At 34.9% G+C, this 22419-nt stretch carries 19 protein-coding genes; 7 read left to right on the plus strand and 12 right to left on the minus strand.

What is annotated here, in order from left to right; translation table 11 throughout:
• Positions 1 to 4 precede the first annotated feature (4 nt).
• The 5 genes from OGZ34_RS21325 to OGZ34_RS21345 all read left to right on the plus strand — a co-directional run bounded on the left by OGZ34_RS21325 (position 5) and on the right by OGZ34_RS21345 (position 4891).
• Complete coding sequence (locus OGZ34_RS21325; RefSeq protein ID WP_173966412.1) at positions 5 to 754, plus strand: DeoR/GlpR family DNA-binding transcription regulator; 750 nt, start codon at positions 5 to 7, stop codon at positions 752 to 754.
• Positions 755 to 931: 177 nt separating this feature from the next.
• Positions 932 to 1741, plus strand: coding sequence for a helix-turn-helix domain-containing protein (locus OGZ34_RS21330; RefSeq protein ID WP_263361673.1), 810 nt, complete (start codon positions 932 to 934; stop codon positions 1739 to 1741).
• 155 nt (positions 1742 to 1896) lie between these two features.
• Positions 1897 to 2454 (plus strand): YybH family protein, encoded by a 558-nt coding sequence (locus tag OGZ34_RS21335; protein WP_263361674.1) that lies wholly within the window; start codon positions 1897 to 1899, stop codon positions 2452 to 2454.
• Between the two features lie 427 nt (positions 2455 to 2881).
• Positions 2882 to 3667: a helix-turn-helix domain-containing protein gene (locus tag OGZ34_RS21340; RefSeq protein ID WP_263361675.1), complete on the plus strand. Its 786-nt coding sequence runs from the start codon at positions 2882 to 2884 to the stop codon at positions 3665 to 3667.
• A gap of 102 nt (positions 3668 to 3769) precedes the next feature.
• A complete protein-coding gene (locus OGZ34_RS21345; protein WP_263361676.1) occupies positions 3770 to 4891 on the plus strand; it encodes a nuclear transport factor 2 family protein in 1122 nt (373 codons plus the stop codon).
• 97 nt (positions 4892 to 4988) lie between these two features.
• On the opposite strand, the gene OGZ34_RS21350 is transcribed toward OGZ34_RS21345, so the two are convergent.
• The 11 genes from OGZ34_RS21350 to OGZ34_RS21400 form a co-directional block, all read right to left on the minus strand.
• On the minus strand, positions 4989 to 6437 hold the full coding sequence (locus OGZ34_RS21350) for a TolC family protein (RefSeq protein ID WP_173966407.1): 1449 nt from the start codon (positions 6435 to 6437) through the stop codon (positions 4989 to 4991).
• Positions 6430 to 9597 carry an efflux RND transporter permease subunit gene (locus OGZ34_RS21355; RefSeq protein WP_263361677.1) on the minus strand — a complete coding sequence of 1056 codons (3168 nt, stop codon included), beginning with the start codon at positions 9595 to 9597 and terminating at the stop codon, positions 6430 to 6432. Before OGZ34_RS21355 ends, OGZ34_RS21350 begins: the two co-directional genes overlap by 8 nt.
• Positions 9598 to 9621: 24 nt before the next feature.
• On the minus strand, positions 9622 to 10704 hold the full coding sequence (locus OGZ34_RS21360) for an efflux RND transporter periplasmic adaptor subunit (protein ID WP_263361678.1): 1083 nt from the start codon (positions 10702 to 10704) through the stop codon (positions 9622 to 9624).
• A 173-nt stretch (positions 10705 to 10877) separates the two neighbouring features.
• Complete coding sequence (locus OGZ34_RS21365) at positions 10878 to 11261, minus strand: hypothetical protein (protein ID WP_246253230.1); 384 nt, start codon at positions 11259 to 11261, stop codon at positions 10878 to 10880.
• Positions 11262 to 11520: 259 nt separating this feature from the next.
• Positions 11521 to 11925 carry a GNAT family N-acetyltransferase gene (locus OGZ34_RS21370; RefSeq protein ID WP_263361679.1) on the minus strand — a complete coding sequence of 135 codons (405 nt, stop codon included), beginning with the start codon at positions 11923 to 11925 and terminating at the stop codon, positions 11521 to 11523.
• A gap of 203 nt (positions 11926 to 12128) precedes the next feature.
• Entirely contained in the window at positions 12129 to 12746 is a 618-nt protein-coding gene (locus OGZ34_RS21375) for a hypothetical protein (RefSeq protein WP_263361680.1), read from the minus strand.
• 178 nt (positions 12747 to 12924) lie between these two features.
• Entirely contained in the window at positions 12925 to 13317 is a 393-nt protein-coding gene (locus OGZ34_RS21380) for an ACT domain-containing protein (protein WP_263361681.1), read from the minus strand.
• A gap of 21 nt (positions 13318 to 13338) precedes the next feature.
• On the minus strand, positions 13339 to 14595 hold the full coding sequence (locus OGZ34_RS21385; RefSeq protein ID WP_263361682.1) for an alpha/beta hydrolase-fold protein: 1257 nt from the start codon (positions 14593 to 14595) through the stop codon (positions 13339 to 13341).
• Positions 14596 to 14707: 112 nt separating this feature from the next.
• Positions 14708 to 16579: a M1 family metallopeptidase gene (locus OGZ34_RS21390; protein WP_263361683.1), complete on the minus strand. Its 1872-nt coding sequence runs from the start codon at positions 16577 to 16579 to the stop codon at positions 14708 to 14710.
• A gap of 214 nt (positions 16580 to 16793) precedes the next feature.
• Positions 16794 to 18374, minus strand: coding sequence for an NADP-dependent glyceraldehyde-3-phosphate dehydrogenase (locus tag OGZ34_RS21395; RefSeq protein ID WP_263361684.1), 1581 nt, complete (start codon positions 18372 to 18374; stop codon positions 16794 to 16796).
• A 77-nt stretch (positions 18375 to 18451) separates the two neighbouring features.
• Positions 18452 to 18763, minus strand: a complete 312-nt coding sequence (locus OGZ34_RS21400) for a rhodanese-like domain-containing protein (RefSeq protein ID WP_263361685.1) — start codon at positions 18761 to 18763, stop codon at positions 18452 to 18454.
• A gap of 658 nt (positions 18764 to 19421) precedes the next feature.
• On the opposite strand from OGZ34_RS21400, the gene OGZ34_RS21405 reads away from it, so the two are divergent.
• Both OGZ34_RS21405 and OGZ34_RS21410 read left to right on the plus strand, forming a co-directional pair.
• A complete protein-coding gene (locus OGZ34_RS21405) occupies positions 19422 to 20063 on the plus strand; it encodes a Crp/Fnr family transcriptional regulator (RefSeq protein WP_263361686.1) in 642 nt (213 codons plus the stop codon).
• 246 nt (positions 20064 to 20309) lie between these two features.
• Positions 20310 to 21095: a sulfite exporter TauE/SafE family protein gene (locus OGZ34_RS21410; protein WP_263361687.1), complete on the plus strand. Its 786-nt coding sequence runs from the start codon at positions 20310 to 20312 to the stop codon at positions 21093 to 21095.
• A 251-nt stretch (positions 21096 to 21346) separates the two neighbouring features.
• Here OGZ34_RS21410 and OGZ34_RS21415 read toward each other — a convergent pair whose 3' ends face one another.
• Complete coding sequence (locus OGZ34_RS21415) at positions 21347 to 21793, minus strand: GNAT family N-acetyltransferase (RefSeq protein WP_173966396.1); 447 nt, start codon at positions 21791 to 21793, stop codon at positions 21347 to 21349.
• Positions 21794 to 22419 lie beyond the last annotated feature (626 nt).

Here is a 22419-nt window from a genome sequence, read left to right on the forward strand (position 1 = left end):
TCACATGAAAAAAGAAGAGCGTCAAAAAGTAATTCTAGAGTATTTATCAAAAGAGCACCGACTAACTTTAATGGAACTTAGTGCCTATTTAAATGTATCAGAAGACACAATAAGACGAGATGTAAAAGAACTTTCAGATCAGGGATTGTTAAAGGCTGTTCGTGGAGGCGCGGTTGCTCCCTCTCCGATTCCGCTGCATTTTAGAAACAGGGAAAAACACGATCTTGAAAACAAAAAGATAATTGCCGAAAAAGCAATCTCTTATTTAAAAGACGGTCAGGTAGTTTTTATCGATGGAGGAACAACTTCTTTGGCTTTAGTAGCCAGCTTTCCTTACGATTTAAAAATCACCGTTATCACAAATAGCTTTCCTGTAGCAGCATTAATCGAAGATTTACCCAATATCGAATTGATTTTTGCAGGTGGTCGAATGTGCAAAACTTCCTTTACTACCGCAAGTATTGAAACGATCGATTTTTTTAGAAACTTCAGAGCCGACATTTGTATTCTTGGACTCTGCAGCATTCATCACGAACGTGGGGTAACTGGAATTTTATACGATGATTCTCAGATAAAAAGAAACATGATTCAACATTCTGATTTTGTTATTGCTTTGGGTTCTATCGAAAAGGTAGGAACAGCCGAATCGTATTCTGTTTGCCCAATTAAGGATATTAATGTACTGGTAACGAATATTGATCCGGAAGATGAAAGTTTAAAGTTTTACAAAGATGCAGGATTGACTATTGTTTAAAATGGTCATATCACGCCAATTCACAACACTTCGATTGCAATACTCCGACTTGTCTTTGCAATTTGTCTGTTTTGCTATTTTAAATTTGTTTTACATTTTTTTCATAACTTTACACCTATCAACACGTTAACAAAAACAAACGCCATTTTAAATATTTGAGAAATTAAATTCAGTAAAATGCAATTTCAACATTTTTCACCATCCGAAATTCTAAAACCTTATATCAAACATTACTATATTTTTGAATCAGATTCAGATATAGAATTTGAGGATACGGTATTTCCGAGTGGCGAAATGGAAATAATTTTTAATCTTGGTGATGGTATTTGGGAATCATTGGTTGATAAAAACTTTTACAAAACTCCAAAAATTGAATTATGGGGTCAGATCACTAAACCCCTTGCTATAAAATCAAAAGGAAAACATACCATGCTGGGTATTCGATTTTATACCCATACCGCAGCCTACTTTTTTAAAGATGAAATTGGAGTATTTAACAATCAGATTTTCGACCTGGAAGATATAATTGGTAATCCAATAAAAAAACTACACAATCAGCTTTTAGAAACTTCCGATATTCAAAAAAGAATTGAGCTTATCGAAACATTTTTAATTCAGAAAATAATAACAAATCCTAAGCGATCTGACAAGATTGAAAAAGTAGCTCATATCTTATCCAGTTTGCTAAGCGAACCGACTGAAACTAACATCAGCAGCATTTCGGAAAAATATAGTATAACACCACGCTATCTTCATAAATTAGTGTTTCAGCATACCGGACTTGCCCCGAAATCGTTCAACAAAATTAAACGTTTTCAACACAGTCTTAAGCTCATTAACAATACCGAATACCCTTTTACCTCTATTGCTTATGATTCCGGTTATTTTGATCAGTCGCATTTTATAAGAGATTTCAAATTCTTTACCGGAACTACACCAACCTCCTATTTAGAAAATCAATTCCCTATCAACCATTTAATTCTTTAAAGGTATTACTGAGCATTAACAACACTATCCCTTAGTAGCTTAGCAACTAAGAACCTTAGCACCCTAATAAAAAAAACAGTTCCGTTTTGTACAATTCAGAAGTTTTTTCCCTTACTATCTTTGATAAAAATAATAGTAAATCTAAAAACTTTAATATGGATACTTTTAACAACTCATCGGAATTGAGCCGAAAATCAATTTCTTTTTTATCCCTTCTTTTTAAATATTTTTCTAAGCGGAATAACGTTTATTTGACATCAAAACTCTTTGCCATTGCCTTATTGCTTTTCAGCTGTAATTCTGCACCAAATACTGAAACAGCAGATTTAAGCGAGGCAAAAAATGCAATTCAAAAAAGCAATGCCATCTATTTTGATTCCTTTAAAAACAATGATCCTTCAATATTTATAGACCGATATGCGGAAGATGCTTCTATTTTACTCCCAAATGCACCTCAGATTTATGGAAAAGAAGGTACTGCCAGTTTTTTTCGAAAAGCCTATGATGAATATGGCTTAAGAGGTGGAAAATTTATCACCACAGCAGTATATGGTGATGGCGTAAAATATGTTACTGAAGAAGGTTTATGGCAGTCGTATAATTCCAAAGGCGAATTAATGGACGATGGTAAATTCCTGGTTCTTTGGAAGAAAACAGACAAAGGCTGGAAAATGTTTCGGGATTCATTTAGCAGTAATCGAAAATCAAAATAAGTAAAAAAACATTTGCTAAAAGCAGTTTCGTAGAATTGCGAAATATCTGATAATCGTCTATTTTACTTTCACAAGAATTTTTATCTTAGCCGAAGGTATACAGGCTCAAAGTTCACAACCTCATAAAGTTGTGAACTTTAACTGTAAAACAAAAAAAGTGATTTAAAACTGTACCAATAAGCAAATGTATTTAGATAATCAGATTTTATTTTTCTTCAGCGCATTAGGAGCATTTAATTGTACTATCTTGAGTTTGTACTTTTTCTTCTTTACAAAAGAAAAAAACATTTCCAACTTTTTTTTAGGCGGATTATTAGCTGTGCTAAGCATTAGAATCTGGAAGTCAATCTTTTTTTACTTTAACCCCGGGCTTTCAAAAACATACTTGCAAATCGGTTTATCTGCCTGTTTTCTAATAGGACCCTTTTTGTTTTTCTATATTAAGGCTAAACAAAACTCGTTAAATATAGCTTTAGCGAAGTATTCAATTCTTTTTTCATTATTCCTTATTGTCTTTGTGGGAGTATTAGCTCCCTATCAGAATCATTTAGAATTATGGAAAAAATACATTTATTTAATCATCAACTTACAATGGATCGTCTTTATCATACTTTCTGCATTTTCTGTAAAACAAGTATTCGCGAAGATCCTCACTAAGTCCGACAAAATTAATTATGATGAGGTTTGGATACTCTCAGTATTGGGTGGTGTCTTCCTAATTTGGCTCGCTTATTTTACAGCTGCATATACCTCTTATATTTCAGGAGCTCTTTCTCTTTCTTTTGCTTTATATTTATCGGGTATGGTTGTATTTTACAAACGAAATGAAACTTTTAAAGTACATCCTAAAAAAGAAAAATACGTTAACAAAATAGAGAGCGAAGAAGTCAATTCTATTCTTGAAAAAATACAGATTGCTTTTAACTCAAAGAACATTCACAAAAATCCTAATCTAACCTTAAATCTACTAGCGCAGGAAATCAAAATACGACCTCAACTCTTATCACAATTCTTAAATGACAATTTGAACAAAAGTTACACGCAATTCATAAACGAATACCGAATCGAAGAAGCCAAAAAAATACTCAAGCAGGACAGTAATCTAAAAATGGAAGTTGTAGCCGAGTATTGCGGTTTCAATTCGAGCAGTACTTTTTATGGCGCATTTAAAAAAGCGACAGGCACCACACCTTTAAACTACGCAAAAACCTGATTTTTTCTCCTAATTTATAAATCTGGAGTCCTAAATTATATATTCATTCCCATTCCCAATTGACGAACGATAGCTTTGCGAAAAATTAAATCTCAAAAGCTTATGAAAAAAGTTATCTATTTTATTACACTATTATTTTCGTCAGGTTATTTATTGGCACAGACAGAAGAGGAATCCGTTAAAAAATGCATTGAAAATTATATTGATGGTACTTCTTACAACAGGCCTGATAACATTGAGAAGGCATTTTATTCTGAGGCCAATCTCTTTTTAAGTCATAAAGACAAAGACTTGTGGATTGTACCTTCCGGCGAATATGCCAAATGGTTTAAAAAAGGCAATCAGGGGCAATTTAATGGTCGAATGGGCAGAATAATTTCACTTGATTTGCATAACGACATCGCTTTAGCTAAAGCCGAAATATTAATTCCTGACAAAAAAATGGAATTTATTGACTTGTTTTTACTCAAAAAGATTCAGGGCGAATGGAAAATAATCAGTAAATCTGCGAGTAGCATAAATACGAACAAATCAGGACAGCACATTCTGTTTATCGTTTCTAATGCCCATTATTATGGAAAATCGAACCTGGCAACAGGTAATAGTTTTTCTGAAATTATAAATGCTTACCATACTTTTAAAACAGGGGGATATACTGTTGATTTTGTAAGCCCGGAAGGAGGAAGTGTCCCATTAGCCTACATCAACACATCCGACACATTACAAAAGCAATATTTATTTGATCCGGATTTTATGTATGCCCTAAAAAACACTAAAAAACCGGCAGAAATTGATTCAAAAATCTATAAAGCTGTTCATTACATCGGTGGTGGAGCTGCCATGTATGAGGTACCTGAAAATAAAGAAATTCAAGCCATAGCTTTAAGAGTATATGAGGAGAACAAAGGGATTATCTCTTCTGTTTGTCATGGAACTGCAGGAATTGTCAACTTAAAAACAAATGACGGCAATTATTTAGTCGCAGGAAAAAAAATTAGCGGTTACCCGGATTCATTCGAAAAACAAGATGGCGAATATTTTAAATACTTCCCGTTCTTAATTCAAAAAACAATTGAAGGAAGAGGAGGGGTCTTTAAATTCTCGGCACGTAACGTCTCTCATGTCGAAACGGACGGAAGAATTGTCACGGGACAAAATTTTCAATCGTCAAGTGGAGTGGCTTCAAAGATTATAGAATTAATAAACAATGCAAAAAAAGAGTAATACTCTATCACAATCATCAAGACCTCTTCGATCAACTAAAAAAGCCTTTCAGGAATTTACTCCCGAAAGGCTTTTATCTACAAAATAACTATTACTCCTATTTCCAACCGCCGCCTAAGTCTCTGTACACATGGACTGCAGCATTTAATTGTTCTTTTTTGGTATCTACCAATTCTAATTTTGCTTCTAATGCATCACGTTGTGTCATTAAAACTTCAAAATAATCAACTCTGGCCGATTTAAACAAATCGTTAGAAACGTCTATTGAGGTGTTTAGAGCATCAACCTGTTGCGATTTAAGATCATATCCTTTTTGTAAATTTTCGATCTTCGAAAGCTGGTTGGACACTTCTAAGTAAGCATTCAAAATCGTACGATCGTAATTGTACAGTGCCTGAAGCTGTCTTGCATTTGCGCTTGCAAATTCTGCCTTAATCGCATTTCTGTTAATCAATGGCGCAGCAAGATCTCCTGCTAATGAATACAAAATAGATTCCGGGAACGTAAACAGGTAAGAAGGTTTAAATGCCTGTACTCCTATCGCAGCCGAAATATTTAAGGAAGGATAAAACTCAGCACGAGCCACTTTTACATCTAATTTTGAAGCTACTAATTCTAATTCTGCCTGCTTAACATCAGGACGATTCGCTAATAACTGAGACGGAATTCCTGAACTAACCGCTGCCGGTAACAAACTAAGGAAGTTGTTTGTATTGGTTCTTTTAATTTCCTGAGGATATCTTCCCAATAAAAAATTGATTTTATTTTCTGCTTCTTTTATCTGCTGAAGAATTCCAAATTCCAGACTTTTTGAGGTTAAAACTTCCGCTTCAAACTTCTTCACGCCTAGTTCAGTAGCTCTGGCAGCCTGCTTCTGAATTTTTACAATTTCTAAAGCATTAGACTGCAATTTGATGGTTTGTTTTACAATATCCAACTGCGTATCTAAAGCCAGTAATTCGTAATAAGAATCGGCCACTTCAGCAATAAGGTTGGTAATCACAAAATTTTTACCTTCAACCGTGGCTAAATATCGGTTTAAAGCTGCTTTCTTAGAATTTCGCAGTTTTTTCCAGATGTCTACTTCCCAGTTCGCATAAGCCGAAATGGTAAAATCTCCTAACGGATCAGGAGTTTTTATACCCGGTTTGATATCTGTGTTGGCATCGCCTGCACCCTGACTTGTATATCGGCCAACTTTCTCTACTCCCGCTCCGGCACGAACACCAACAGTTGGTAATAAAAGTCCTTTTTTTACACGGATGTCATTTCTGGCAATTTCAATTTCCTGCAAAGTGATGTTTAATTCCTGATTGTTCTTCAGAGCAGCATCAATCAGGTCTACCAGATTTTGATCTTTAAAGTAATCTTTCCAGACTAGTGTTGCTGTATTATTGTTTGCATCCTGAGTTTGTGCTGTTGCTCCAAACGCTTCAGGAACTGGCGTGCTTGTTGCTACAGTCTCAGGAGCAGGGGCTTTACACCCTGCAACCGTAAGACATATACCCAATGCAATACCGTATTGATATGATTTGAATTTATACATGATTGTTATCAATTTCTTCTGTTAATGGATTCTCTTCTTCATGTTTCACCAATTTGTATCTCTCTGCTATTTTTCCAAAGATGTAATACAAGCCCGGAATTACAAACACCCCGCAAATAGTTCCGATAAGCATACCTCCCGCAGCTGCAGTACCAATAGTACGGTTACCAATTTTTCCCGGACCGGTAGCAAAAGCAAGTGGTAATAAACCTGCAATAAAAGCAAATGAAGTCATCAAAATAGGACGGAACCTCGCTTTAGCTCCTTCCATCGCTGCTTCAAGAACTGATTTACCTGCAGCATGACGCTGAATCGCAAACTCTACAATCAGTACGGCATTTTTACCCAATAAACCAATAAGCATTACCATCGCCACCTGTGCATAAATGTTATTTTCCAATCCTGTTAATTTCAGTAAAAGGAAAGCTCCAAAAATACCTGCCGGCAAAGAAAGAATTACAGATAGTGGTAAAATAAAACTCTCGTATTGCGCTGCCAGTACCAGATACACAAATCCTAAACAGATCAGGAATACCCAAATTGCCTGATTCCCCTGCGCTACCTCATCGGCAGAAATACCTGCCCAGTCAATGTCATATCCTCTGGGTAATTTTTTAGCAGCTACTTCCTGAATTACTTTAATCGCAGTACCAGAACTATAACCCGGTGCTGCAGAACCACTAATTTGCGTAGAAGTGTACATATTGTGTCGGGTAATTTCAGAAAGCCCGTATACCTTTTCCAATCTCATAAAAGCAGAAAAAGGCACCATTTCATCACGATTATTTTTTACATATAACTTTAAAATATCATCTGGCTGAGCACGATACTCCGGAGAAGCCTGAACAATTACTTTGTAGTTGATTCCGAATTTAATAAAACTAATTTCGTAGTTACTTCCCACAAGAGTTGACAATGTATTCATTGCGTTTTCGATCGAAACTCCTTTTTGCTGTGCCAAATCATTGTCGACTTTCATCATGTATTGAGGGAAACTCGAACTATAAAAACTAAATACATTGGATAATTCCGGATGTCTGTTCAATTCAGCAACAAAATCATTATTTACCTGCTCCGTTTTTTTGTAATCCCCAGAACCGGTTTTATCTAATAAACGAAGCTCAAATCCCCCGGCAGCACCATATCCCGGTACAGCAGGCGGCTGGAAGAATTCGATATTTGCTCCCGCAATGTCTTTACATTTTTCCTCCATCTCATGCATAATCTCAAGAACAGATTCTTTTCTGTCGTTCCAGTCTTTAAGATTCACCAAACAAGTTCCTGAGTTTGCTCCTGTACCTTCAGACAGAATTTCATAACCTGCCAACGAAGAAACCGATTTCACTCCATCGATATCTTCTGCAATCTTTTGAACTCTTTCTGCAATATTATTAGTTCTTTCTAAAGATGAACCCGGAGGTGTTTGAATAACCGCATAAAACATTCCCTGATCCTCATTCGGAATAAATCCGGAAGGAACTGTGCTGCTTATTAACCATGTTCCGGCACAAAATCCTACTAAAGCAATTATAGTAACAGCTCTTCTGTTTACGATTTTAGCTAATACATTTTGATATTTACCCTGAGCTAGGTTAAACTTATTATTAAAACCATCTATAAATACATTAACTGGTGTTTTCTTTTTAGGCTGACCGTGATTATTTTTCAGCATCATCGCACAAAGTGCCGGTGTCAATGTCAAAGCCACAATACCCGAAAGTATAATAGCAGTTGCCATCGTAACCGAGAACTGTCTGTAAAATACTCCAACAGGACCAGACATGAATGCAACAGGAATAAATACCGCAGCCATCAGGAACGTAATCGCAATAATCGCCCCCGCAATTTCATGCATCGCTTTTTTAGTTGCTTTAAATGCTGACAAATGTTCTTCTTCCATCTTGGCGTGAACAGCTTCGATTACTACAATCGCATCATCGACGACGACCCCAATTGCCAATACTAAAGCAAACAACGTAATTAAGTTCAACGATATATCAAAGAATGTCATAAACACAAAGGTTCCAATTAACGATACCGGTACTGCAATTGCCGGAATAACCGTCGAACGCCAGTCGCCTAAGAAAAGAAATACGACTAAACCAACCAGAATAAAAGCTTCTACCAATGTGTGAATTACTTTTTCGATAGAGGCATCCAAGAACTTAGAAACGTCATATGAAATCTCATAATCCATTCCTTTTGGAAATTTTTGCTTGATTTTTTCCAATTTAGCCTTTACTTCTTCAATAACCTGATTGGCATTACTTCCAAAAGACTGTTTTAGTACGATAGCCGCAGATGGCTTACCATTTAAGTTGGAGTAAATATCATACATTGAACTACCAAATTCAATATTGGCAACATCTTTCAAACGTAAAAGTTCTCCGTTAGCATTGGATTTTACTACAATATTTCCATATTGCTCTTTCGTGGTAAAACGTCCGGAATATTTCAATACATATTCAAATGCCTGAGAACGTTTACCGGAGCTTTCCCCCGTTTTACCCGGAGAAGCCTCCAAACTCTGACTTGACAATGCTTCCATTATCTCATCGGCAGAAATTTTATACGCCAACATACGATCCGGTTTCAGCCAGATACGCATAGCATATTCACGAGTTCCCAAGATATCTCCGGAACCAATACCATTTACCCTTTTCAATTCTGAAAGTACGTTGATATCAGCGTAGTTGTACAAGAACTTCATGTCGGTATTTTTGTCTGTACTGTAAAGGTTCACGTACATCAACATACTTGGCACTTCTCGGGTAATTTTTATACCCTCTCTAATTACCAATGGAGGTAATTTATTGGTAACCGAAGCTACACGATTCTGAACGTTAACCGCCGCTTGATTGGGATCTGTTCCTAAGTTAAAAACTACTTTTATAGTGGCCTCACCATCATTTCCGGCATCAGAAGACATGTATTTCATTCCCGGAACTCCATTTAAAGCTCTTTCTAAAGGAATAATAACTGCCTTGATCATCAATTCACCGTTAGAACCCGGATAATCTGCAGTAACATTCACCATTGGTGGTGAGATTGTAGGGAATTGGGTAATAGGTAAATTCAATACCGACAATACTCCTAAAAAGACGATTATAAGCGATATTACTATCGACAGTACAGGTCTTTGAATAAATTTGTTAAACATTTTATATTGTTTTAATGATTAAACCTATTCTGCTTTTAAGCGTAAATTGTTCATTACCGCTTTAGGAGATTGGAATTCATATTTGATTTTGTCATTCTCTTTTACTTTCTGAACTCCTTCAAGTAAAATTTTGTCATTTTCGGTAAGTCCGGTTTTGATCACGTACAAATCAGGGATTTCGCCAGTTATAGTGATTTCTCTTGAAGTTACTTTATTGTTTTTATCGATCACAAAAACGTATTTTTTATCCTGGATTTCATAAGTCGCTTTTTGTGGAATCACGATTGCATTTTTAAGCGGTACAAGCATTTGAACCTGTCCGGTTTCGCCATTTCTAAGCAATTTGCCTGAATTAGGAAAACGCGCTCTGAATGCGATGTTTCCGGTTTCATTGTTAAATTCACTTTCAATAACTTCTACATTTCCTTTTTCCTTAAAAGTTTCGCCATTAGCCAAAACCAGACTTACTTTATTATCAGCACGGTCTTTTACATTGGTTTCATATTGCAGGTATTCAGGTTCTGAAACATTGAAGTAAGCAAACATCTGACTGTTGTCTGAAAGACTCGTCATCAATTCGCCTTCATCAATAAGACTTCCTAATTTTAACGGAATACGATCGATAGTTCCGTCAAACGGAGCTCTGATTTCGGTAAATGATAAATGAAGTTTTGCCAGTGCTACTTCGGCTTTTGCAGATTGCAATTTTGCCTGCGCTACACTTAGTTCGTTTTTAGAAACGATATTTTTGTCTGCCAGTAATTTGGAATTTTGCAGTTCGATTTCTACTGATTTTTGTTCAGCTTGTGCTTTCAATAATTCTGCCTGATACATGTTTGGCATAATTTTGAACAACAGTTGTCCTTTTTTTACAAATTGTCCTTCATCGACATAGATGTTTTGTAAAAAACCTTTTTCCTGAGCACGAATTTCAATATTTCGTACGGATTTAATTTGTGAAACATACTGTTTCGTAAACGAAGTGTCTATTTTTACCGGATTGGTAGCGGTAAATTTTTCTACTTCTTCTTTTTCTTCTTTTTTAGCTGTACAACTAGTAAGGCACACTAAGGCAATTAAGCCAGTGAACAAGATAATTCTTTTCATGATTTTATTGGAAATTAAGCGATTGAGTGCTTGGAATACAGAGATTCCTTTGGATGAAAAAATGCATCAGCCAGCCTTAGTCAGAACTTAACTTTCATATAAGATGAGGTAGAAAAAAATACATCAACAGAATATTCAGATCACAACTTTGGTAACCGATGTATACTGTTGAATCAAATTCTTAAAACTCGTTGAGTAATGTAGATAGGATTTGAGTTGCCACAAAATGGCAGGAAGATTTTAAAACGATTGTAATCATTTACACCAGTCTGACTTGCAAAGGAAAGGTACCAACTGTCAAGTAAACTATAGTTTGTTGCAAAAAACTTATTCGTAAGTCCATCTTTAAGATCATCACTTCCAAGATATTCTTCTTCAGTATCAATATCAGCATCTTCAATAATTGAACTGCCCTGTTCCTGATTGGTGAATTTTACCCTGTGCTTTTTCTCAAGATTATGAGGATGAGCATTTTTAGGAGTACCCGCATTAAGATATTGCCCTCCGCCTAACAGAAGCAAATTCATGAATACTAAAAATACTACTAACTTTCTCATTTGGGTGCGAAAGTAAGGAAAGTATCGAAAGAAAAAAAGATTTTTTTATAAGCTTTAACATTTAAAAAAGACGAAAACGTTTTCATGATTTTATTACACACTAATTCTGATAAAAAAATATCCTTTTTTGCTGAAAAATCATAAAAAATTAAGTCCTTATCATAATCGAGTTAATAAGACTCTCCAAATCAATAAAAAAACATCAAAATCGCAAAGATCTGACACTGTATGTTTTATTCCGTAAAATTCACTTTATTTTCTATAGCAAAACTTCCATTATGGTAAATTCCTGTTCTGCTTTTCTAAAAATATGATGAGTATCCTGCATTCCGAATTTCTCGTAAAATTTTTTTTTATTGGTTCGTGCATTGCACCAGACTTTTTTCAAATTTTTCTCTTTTGCGAATTGTAAAATGTATTTTACAAGTTCAGATCCGATGCCTTTTCCCTGATATTCTCCCAGAGTTGCCAATTTTCTGAACTGTAATTCGTTATTATTCACAAAACAGGAAACTACTGCAACTAATTTTTCTGCTATAAAAACCCCAAAATGCAGCCCTAAAGCATCTTCATCTAATTGCACGAACTCAAATGGCTGATCCGGCCACATCACTTCATGTCTGATCTGCCAGGTCTGAGAAGCTTTAATTGCTTTGATTTTCATTATTTTACTTCTTTTGGATTGCATCAAAATTACACGATTTTACAATTGCATTTTATCCTTTCCCTAACAATTATAAACTATTCAATATGATGACCATACAACAAATAAATCGAATTATAAAAAATTGATTTTAGCAGTAGTATATGGCAAATGCAAACGGTTTTCATAAATAAAAAAGGGAATCAAAATTGATTCCCTTTTTACTATTCTACTTTAATAAAAAACCGCTCCGTATTGTCGCTGGTTATTTTTTCGACAATTCCATCAGTCACTTTGCCCACATTGATGACATGCAGCTCATCTCCATTTTCATTTATCGTGCAATTCCAAACAGTTCCGTCAGATAAAAGGATGTCCGAAAACAATGCATCTGAGTTCTCTTTGTTGTAATACACTAATTTCTCAGACTTAATGAGTTTTTTTTCCTGCGTTTTCTTATTTTTCTCATAAGAAGAAATTTCACCGTCCTTGATTTCGATTAAGTCGTCAAAATCTTTTTGTGAGGTTGCATTACTTTGATTAGCAGCCCAAACCGGCTTATCTCCAACCATCTTCCAGGTTCCTACGGCCAACTTTAGAAGATTTTCTCTCAAAAATGTTCGTAAAGTATCTACTTTTTTAATCGATTCCTGACCTATTGTATTGTCAGGTTTAATTTTGGAAGCAACGTAAAATAAATCAATCGCTTTCTTATAATCGGCTTTTTCGTAGTAGTCTAAAGCTAATTCATATCTGCTTTTCTGAAATGCGATTTTAGCGTTGTTTTGAGCAAAATTTTTACAAGTGATTAATAAAACAATAAAAAATAGTTTCTTTTTCATTAATAATTCAGGGTTTTCATTTTTTTGCAAACGTAGTTTTTTAATATTAAACTTCCGCTTCATTTTTAACTTTTTTTTAATTCAAATGTAATAAAAAACTTACCAATAATAAATCTAGAAAAAGTTAAATTTTTAATCCCCCTTTGTTTATTGCTATTATCCAGTGATTTACCTCAATTTAGACCGAAAATAAATTTAAGATCTCCATTGCCTTCTCTGTGTCTTTTTGGGCTATAAAAATATGATCGTGATAAAAAGCGGCCACAACATTACAGCTTATTTCATGTTCTGAAAGTGCTTTTGAAAATGCTGCTGTTAAGCCAACTGCTTCTAATGATGAATGCACCGTGAGTGTTATCCATGACATTACAACTGAATAATCTAGCTTTAATGCGTCTGCAATTTCTTTTTTCAAAATCAGAGTAATTGCTTCTTTTTCTTTGAAAAACATCTCAATATCATTCAGTTCTACACCATCTAATTTTTCGACTTTACAAAAAACATAATCTCCTAAATTATGCTCTGGTCTCATGCTTTTAAGTAATTGTTGTAAATCTTTTTCTCCTGACATTTTAAGTTTTTATTATATCTATTATTTTAATTTCTCCAGTTTTATCTTAGCTTCCGAGAAGTTTTTATCCAGTATCAAAGCCTTTTCATAACTGGCGATTGCATTTTTCTTATCACCATTTGCTTCATAAAAATCTCCAAGCGAATCATGAACATTTGGACTTTGAGGATAATTCGCAACATTTAACCTGAACAAATAACCTGCCAGCTCCATATCTTTTTTACCCAAAGACTGATAACCATAAGCATTTACTGTGTTTTCTGGAACGCTTACCTTGTAACCTAAGTGTTTTGATACATTTTCAAAATGTTTTTCAATTTTAGTAAAAACAGCTTTATTAAAGTTAATTTGTTCCGGAATGGAAAGCTTTAACTGATTGAATTTAAACAAAAAACGAAGACCATCATAGGTGGCGATCAATGGTACAGATCCATGATTATCATCGTTATAATATTGATACTGATAATTCAAACCGCTTTTTTTGTTCTTGTTCAGAAAATCATTAAAATCTAAAATGGAGCGGATATGTCTTGTAAAAATCGTTGTATCTTTTCTTACTTTCACAACATTCATGCTATCATCCATTGTATTGGCAGCGGCCATAAACAAGGAAACATTCGGCAGTTTTTTGTTTTCTATTTTTTTTTCAGTTGCAACTAAAAATTTCTGATGATCCCACCACAAACTCGGATCAATAGCAAGATACGAATTGAATAAATGAGTATGATTTGTCAGAATATTCAAAGCGGTCAAACCTCCAAAAGAATGTCCTATCAGTGTTTTATAAGGTGTAGTTGGATATTTACCATCGATATACGGAATCAATTCTTTTTCAAGAAATTCAACAAATTTTTCTCCTCCACCAGATTGATCACTTAAACTTTTTGACACAAATGGAGGATCAACATCCGTATGTGTAGGCGTTAAATCACGATTTCTATTAGTGTTCGTAATCCCAACTATAATCATTTCCGGACAATTTGTATTTCCGTTCACTTCGCTCATTTCTTCAATTATCCCTACAACGGAGCTAAAATGTCCTTCAGCATCGAGTAAATAAACGACCGGATACTTTTGTTTTGCCAGACCTGTATTTCGTGCACTTTTAGGAAGATGAATCCATATTTTTCTATTTTCGTTCAGGACTTTAGAAGAAATACTATCGACTGTTCCTATTTCAATTCTATCTTTATTTTGCGCAAATGCAAAACTCGTTAACAATACAAATAAACCGAAGAAGAGTATCTTTTTTCTAAAAACAATTTGTAAACTATTCATTTCTTATTGATTTTTTTCAATTTGTTACTAAAAATTCAAAACTTATTGTGCTGCTTTTATAAAACACAGAAGTCGTTTTTTTAGTTAAAAAAACGACTTCTGTTGTACTCTTTTATTTTGCTGACCAGGTATTGTCGGAAGGAGTAGCATCCATAAAAATACCACCATCTAGAACTACTTTTTTAATTTGCTTGTTACTCTTCACTGTAACAGCGGCCAGTTTTTGATTCGCCTGCCAAACAGCCGGTGTGCTATGAACTGTTTCTGTCGTATTATCTGCGTAGGTCACAATGGCATCAAATGGAATTGCAAAACCACCAACATTGGCTACAGAAATAATATTCTTAGCCACCTTTTTAACGGAAAGATCTAAGTAATTATTTGTGAAAAACCAATTGTCAAAAAACCAATTCAGATTTTTACCCGAAGCTGTATTAATCGAATTAAAATAATCCCATGGAACCGGGTGTTTACCATTCCAATTGTCCATATAGCCATGCAATGCTTTTTTAAACAAATCATCCCCCAACAAGTCTTTTAAAGCCAGGTATGACAAAGAAGCTTTTCCGTATGAATTATTGCCATAACCAGAATCTGATAACTGCGATGACATGGTAATGATAGGCTGATCTTCTTCTGTAGACGGATCATTTATATATTGTTCTACTCGAAATTCTTTATAAAACTTATCGGCGGCTTCTTTTCCGTGCTCTGCGATTCCTATTAAATATTCAAAAGTTGTCGCCCAGCCTTCGTCCATAAAAGCATAACGTGTTTCGTTGATTCCCATATAAAAAGGAAAATAGGTATGAGCTACTTCATGATCCTGAACCAATTGTGCAAAAACAGGATCTCCCATTTGCGAATCATTACACATCATTGGATATTCCATATCTGCAAAACCCTGAAAAGCCGTCATTTTAGAATACGGATAGGGAACTCCCGGCCAATTGTGTGAAAAGAAATCTAAAGCATATTGGTTGTACTTAATAGAATTTTCAAAATCGGTTCCTTTTACATCATAAGCTGCTTGGATACTCGCGCGTCGCTTTGTTTTTTTATCCACAATTACACTTCCGGCATCCCATAAATAATGATCACTTAAACCAAAACAAACATCTGTAATGTTTTTAGCTTCAAATTTCCAAACGTTCCAATCGCTTTGTTTTGTTACCAGACCGTTTTTCATTTCCTGCTCATTGGCAATGTGTAAAATTTCATCTGTTACGTATGATTTTTTTAGACGTGCAGCAAATTCAGGCTGTAAAACCTCATCCGGATTCAATAAATCTCCCGTTCCGTAAACCACATAATTTTTAGGTGCCTTTACAGAATACGTATAATCATTAAAATCATTATAAAACTCCTGACCTGAAGTATGAGGCAGGTTGTCCCATTTGTTGTAATCATCAAAAACAGAAACACGAGGATAACTATAGGCCACAAAAAAAGTAGTGTTATCGATTTGCCCCTCTCTCCCACTCACTTCTGACAATGGATAATTCCAATCGATATCAATCGTAATTTTACTATGAGGCGGCATAGGTTTATTCATTTTTACGCTCCCAACTGTACCCCAGCTTTTAGCATCTTCTTTGTAGACTTCACCTTCGATTTTCAAATTTGTAATTGTCAATCCTTCCGTAAAAAAACCTTCACTATTTAATACCGCTCGTGGCGAGGTTTTTTTATGAATATTATTCACAAATCTGATTCGTAAATTCCTTAGCGTATCATTACTGTTGTTTTCATACACGATCGTTTCGGTTCCGCTAACTACTTTTGTATTGGCATCTACAGTCAAAGCCATGTCATATTTACCATGATTTTGCCAATAATTTTTCCCGGGTTTTCCATCCATAGAACGAACACCATTAGTATAAGATTCCTTAATATTCCTTGGCATGTAAAGTTCCTGTGCAAAACTATTTTGTGCTACAAACAAGAAGGCTATAAATAGCAATTGAAGTGATTTTTTTTCCATAAGTTGTTTTAAGATTTTGGTGGTTTGATTGATTATAGTAGTTAGATGACATTTTTAACTTTAAGTTACATTATTCAAAAAATTTATTTCTAAAAATAAACAATAAAGTCAGAACCTCAACCACACAGAAAATCAAAGGCTTAAAAAGAAAAATAAAAACCGTCCAATTCAAAAGAAAAAGACGGCCTCTACAATTAATATATAACTCTGGTAACTACAAAATATAATCGGTATTAATAAAATTCGACTCCCTGCTGTTTAGCAATTCCTGCAAAATTTCATTGTTATAAGCGATGTCTTTTGAAGCAACAAACGTACGAATGGAGAAAGAACGCAAGGCATCCGGGATACTTAAAGTTCCTACAGCAGAATCTTTACGCCCCGTAAACGGGAAGGCATCAGGGCCACGCTGACAAGAACTGTTGAGGTTTACTCTGCATACTAAATTTACTAAGGCATCAATAAGCGGTGCCAGAGTTTTAATATCTTTTCCAAACAGACTCACCTGCTGTCCGTAATTGGATTCGGCCATATCTTCAAGCGGTTCATTGATATCTTTGAAAGAAATAATGGGAACCACCGGTCCAAACTGCTCTTCGTGATACACTCGCATTTCTTTGTTTACGGGATATAAGACAGCGGGAAAAATATAATTATCAGTGTGTTTCCCTCCTTTTTCATTCAGTATTTTTGCTCCTTTATGTGTTGCATCATCAATTAGTCCCTGAATGTATTTTGGCTTATCTGTTTCCGGAAGCGGTGTTAGAGAAACTCCTTTTTCCCAAGGATTTCCAAATACTAAACTGTCTACCTTTTCAGCAAAACGTTTATTGAATTCTTCCGCAATAGATTCATGTACGTACAATACTTTTAGTGCCGTACAACGTTGTCCGTTAAACGATAAAGTTCCTGCAATGCATTCCTGAATCGCTAAATCTAAATCGGCGTCGGGTAGAATAATAGCCGGGTTTTTCGCTTCCAGACCTAAAATCAAACGCAGTCTGTTTTTATTTGGATGCTGATCCTGTAATGCTATGGCTGATTTACTGTTTCCGATTAACGCTAAAACGTCAATTTTTCCAGACTTCATAATAGGCGAAGCTACTTCTCGGCCACGGCCATAAACAATATTGATTACTCCTTTCGGAAAACTGCTTCTGAACGCTTCCAACAAAGGCGAAATACATAAAACACCATGTTTTGCAGGTTTAAAAATCACAGTGTTTCCCATAATTAAAGCGGGAATCAACAATGAAAAAGTCTCATTCAAAGGATAATTATAAGGTCCAAGGCACAAAACTACACCCAGAGGTCCACGACGAATCATCGCATTAACACCCTGCACTTTTTCAAAGTGCGAGCTACGTCCGTTTAGTTCCTTATAACTGTCTATGGTATCCTGAATATATTCAACGGTTCTGTCAAATTCTTTTTGCGAATCGCCAAGGTTTTTTCCAATTTCCCACATCAAAAGTTTCACCACCTCTTCGCGGGTTTCCTTCATTTGTTTTACGAAATTCTCCATGCATTTAATGCGGTCAACGACCTTCATCGTTGGCCATAAGCCCTGACCTTTATTATAAGCTGTATTGGCAGCTTCCACGACTTCGGCAGCTTCTTTCTCTTCCATAAACGGAATCGATCCTAATAAAGTTGGCGTATATTTTTCGGTTGAGGAAATGGTCGAAAAAACTGGGGTTGTCTGTCCGGTCCATGGTTTTAATTCTCCATTTACAAGATAAGTATCTTGATTGATCAAATTTTTAATTTGAAATTCTTCGGGTATTAAACTCATAATTTGGTCTGTTATAGTTTGGTTATTAATAGCATTTGAAAAAGAAAAAAGAGGCTTTATAGGCCTCTTCTTCTGTCTTATGGGTTTACGGTTTCACCTTCCCAATCCAGAATTCCACCAAGCAAATTGTAGGCATTACTAATCCCTAACTCATTCATAATCTGACATGCTTTGGCGCTTCTGGCACCAGAACGGCAATACACATAATAATTTTTGTTTTTATCAAGCTCTTCGATTTCATAAATAAACCCTTGTCCTTTATTAATGTCGATGTTTACGGCGTTTTGAATGTAACCGTCATTAAATTCGTCTTCAGTTCTTACGTCCAGTATAACTGCATTCTCGTCAGCAGCCAGCTGATTAACCCAATCTTCTTGTGATAAATTCATAGTAAATGTGTTTTTGTAAAATTACGACGTTTCTATTGATTAAAAACGTACCAAATGCGATTTCGATTATTATTCTCAGAAAACGTTTTAGAGAAAGTACTATAATCAGTGAAAAGCAAATTTACTTACTATTTTTAAAAATATAGTCTATAAATTCGATAGAAAATAGGATTTTTTCATTTACACAAAACACCTCTTAAATATAATTTTCTGATAATTTATACCATTGCAATCCCCTATCTTTGTAATAAATTATAGATTTTAATTTTAATTTAATAAAAATGTTCTTCACGAATGTTTTTTGCCACTGATTAAAAGAATTAAAAATATTCGCCGCGAATTGCACGAATTTCCACAAATTAATTAGTGTTAATTCGTGGAATTAGTCCACCTGTTTGCTATCGCTCGGGTTGTGCAAAAAAATAAAAATTCAACACATAGAAACATAGATTTATTTTCTAAGTTTAGAGCAAAATAAAATAATACATTATTTACACATAGCTATGTGTGTTCATGTAAAGTGAAACGTCTTTTTTTAAGCTTTAAAAACTATGTTTCTATGTGTTAAAATATTTTGGGCCTTGATTTCAAAAAATAAAATCTGTGTAAACCTGTTCAAACCGTAAAAACCGTGGACATTAATTCCCTCCTATTATCAATGCAAAACTCACTAAAAAATATATTCCCTAATTTTTCCAACGAACTTATTGCAACAATTGAAGAAAACGGAAGCCCGCAGGATTTTGAAGCCGGAACCATCTTAATGCGTACCGGGCAATACATTAAAAACACCGTGTTAATTACCAAAGGAAAAATTAAAATTTACCGCGAAGGTGAAGATGGTGGTGAATTTTTAATGTACTACCTACAACCCGGACAAGCCTGTGCCATTTCGATGATCTGCACTGCCAAAAGCGAAAAAAGCCAAATAATGGCAAAAGTTGTCGAAGATGTTTCGGTTATGATGATTCCCTTGCAAATGATGGACAAATGGATGATGGAACACCGAACCTGGTATGAGTTTGTAATCGATACCTACCGCAGCCGCTTTGAAGAAGTTCTTGAAGTCGTTGACAATATTGCTTTCCGGTCTATGGATGAGCGTTTAGAGTTTTACCTCAAACGACATTCGGATGCTTGTGGCTGCTCTGAAGTAAATCTTTCACATCAGGAAATTGCAACCGAATTAAATACTTCCAGAGAGGTAATCTCCCGACTCCTCAAAAAAATGGAACAAAGAGGTCTGGTCAAACTCAACCGCAATCAAATTGAGCTATTGAACACAAATTTCACGAATTAGCACAAATTATTTTTATTTTTCTCTGAACGTAATTTATTAAACCCATAGTGACATAGATTCTATACTATTACAAAAGGTGTTTCTCTTTTTTTATAAACACGTAGTTATGAAATAGAGAATCTATCCTCATTCCTATTAAAACTAATTCGGGAAAATTCGTGTAATTCGTGGCAGAAAAAAAACTTATGTGATAAATGTTACTGTGCGTTTCTTTTAAACGAAGCACCTTTGTGTAAAACAAATGCAATGGAATATTTAGGGTACTTCGCCTCAATCATTATAGGAATATCACTGGGCTTAATTGGCGGTGGCGGATCTATACTTACTATTCCAATTTTGGTGTATTTGTTCAAAGTAAATCCGGAACAAGCTACTTCTTATTCTTTATTTATAGTGGGATTAACTGCCATGTTTGGAAGTTACAGTCATTACAAAATGGGGAATCTTAAACTTAAGTCGGCTTTGTATTTTGCGATTCCCTCTGTTATTTCGATTTTGATTATTCGGGAAGTTATTTTTCCTCAAATTGCTTCTACCCTTTTTTCTATAGCTTCATATTCGGTTTCCAAAGATTTTCTCATTATGATTATCTTCTCGGTATTGATGATTACAGCAGCAATTTCGATGATCCGAAAAAACAAACCCGAAACAAAAGCCACCGAAACTAATTATGTTCAATTAAGCCTAATTGGATTTTTAGTTGGAATTGTGACCGGATTTTTGGGTGCGGGAGGTGGTTTTTTAATTATTCCTGCACTGCTTTTCTTCGCTAATTTACCCATGAAACAAGCCGTTGGAACTTCATTGTTGATTATTACGATTAACTCTTCGATAGGTTTCGGCGGCGATTTATACATCGGAACTCCCATAGATTATAACTTTCTACTAGGAATTTCTGCAATGGCACTCTTTGGAATGTTTATAGGAAGTCAGCTTTCTAAAAAAATCGACGGAGCAAAACTAAAACCCATTTTTGGATGGTTTGTTCTCGTAATGGGATTTTATATTATTACCAAGGAAGTTTTGTTTTAAAGTTATTTTTTCTCGCAGATAAAGCAGATTTTTATTTTGGTTAATTGTAGAATATCTTTACTATAGATGTAAAAAAAGCATAAAAACTTTATTTTTAGACCAAATAATCACAATCATTGTCATTTCGACGAAGGAGAAATCTCCGCGAGAAGCTCGACAAAGATTGACTTTCGTTGCGGAGTTACTTGCGGAGTTTCCTCGTACCTCGGAATGACAAAAGTGTACAGGCTAACTTTACACTTAAGCCTTTTTTACTTCCACCAATAATAATAGTTATGTTGACCGTCATATTCAAAACCACAGCGCGGATATAACTGATTCCCTATATCATTCGTTTTTTCGGTTTCCAGCATCAAGCCACAAGCATTTGTTTCCACACACCATTCTTTACTGCGATCAATTAATGCCACAGAAAATCCTTTACCCCTGTAATCAGGATGTACAAAAAGGTCATTTAGTAACCATAGTCTTTGCATTTTAGTAGAACTAAATATTTTATAGAGCTGTACAAAGCCAACTGCTTTTCCGTCTGCAATCGCTAAAAAAATATCCGACTCATTATGCAACAATCGTTCTTTAAGAAATGCTTTCCCTGCCTCAACATCAGATTTCTGACGATAGAAAACACGATAGAGGTCAAAAAGTTCTGCTGTTTCATTGAGATCTTCTAAACTTGCTTTTTTGATTTGGTAATCCATTATTTTAAATTTTGAGATTAAAAAAACGAAAATATTCTAAAACTTAAACTCTTTTATAGTCCAGATTTCATAAAACGGGATCATCCAGAGTTTCGGTCAAGCCTGCAAAAAAAGGTTTTAACTAGCGCGAACTCATGATATATTAGAAATTTCGAGTTTATCAAAATTGAATAGACGTGGGTTTTAACCCACGGAATCATAATATCATTTATCTCGGCTTTAGCCAAATACAGCAAACATTTTGGCTAAAGCCTTCTCAGGATTAAACAAAAAAACCGTTGGTTAAAACCAACGGCTATGCATATCATTAATTCGTGAATTGCTTCGCCGTGCGCCGTTATTAAACCCTGAATTTTGATCAAGATGAAAACCCAAAGAAAATACAAACTAAAAATTAACTACGTTCGAAACCTTGCGCTCTGAAAGAGTCTTAGCAACAACATGGTGCGAAGCACTATGAATGAAAAAGATTATGATGATAAGCCCTGAAAGGGCGAAAGCATAATCTCAAAAAAACATTTATTATATATTTTTTTAAACATATATTCTTCTTTAATCCATTACTCATTTGCTTTTGCCCCTTCAGGGCAATATTTGCTCCTTCATAATTCGTAGTGCGATGCACT

Source organism: Flavobacterium collinsii (assembly GCF_946903285.1).
In the GTDB taxonomy this organism is placed as follows: Bacteria; Bacteroidota; Bacteroidia; order Flavobacteriales; family Flavobacteriaceae; genus Flavobacterium; species Flavobacterium collinsii.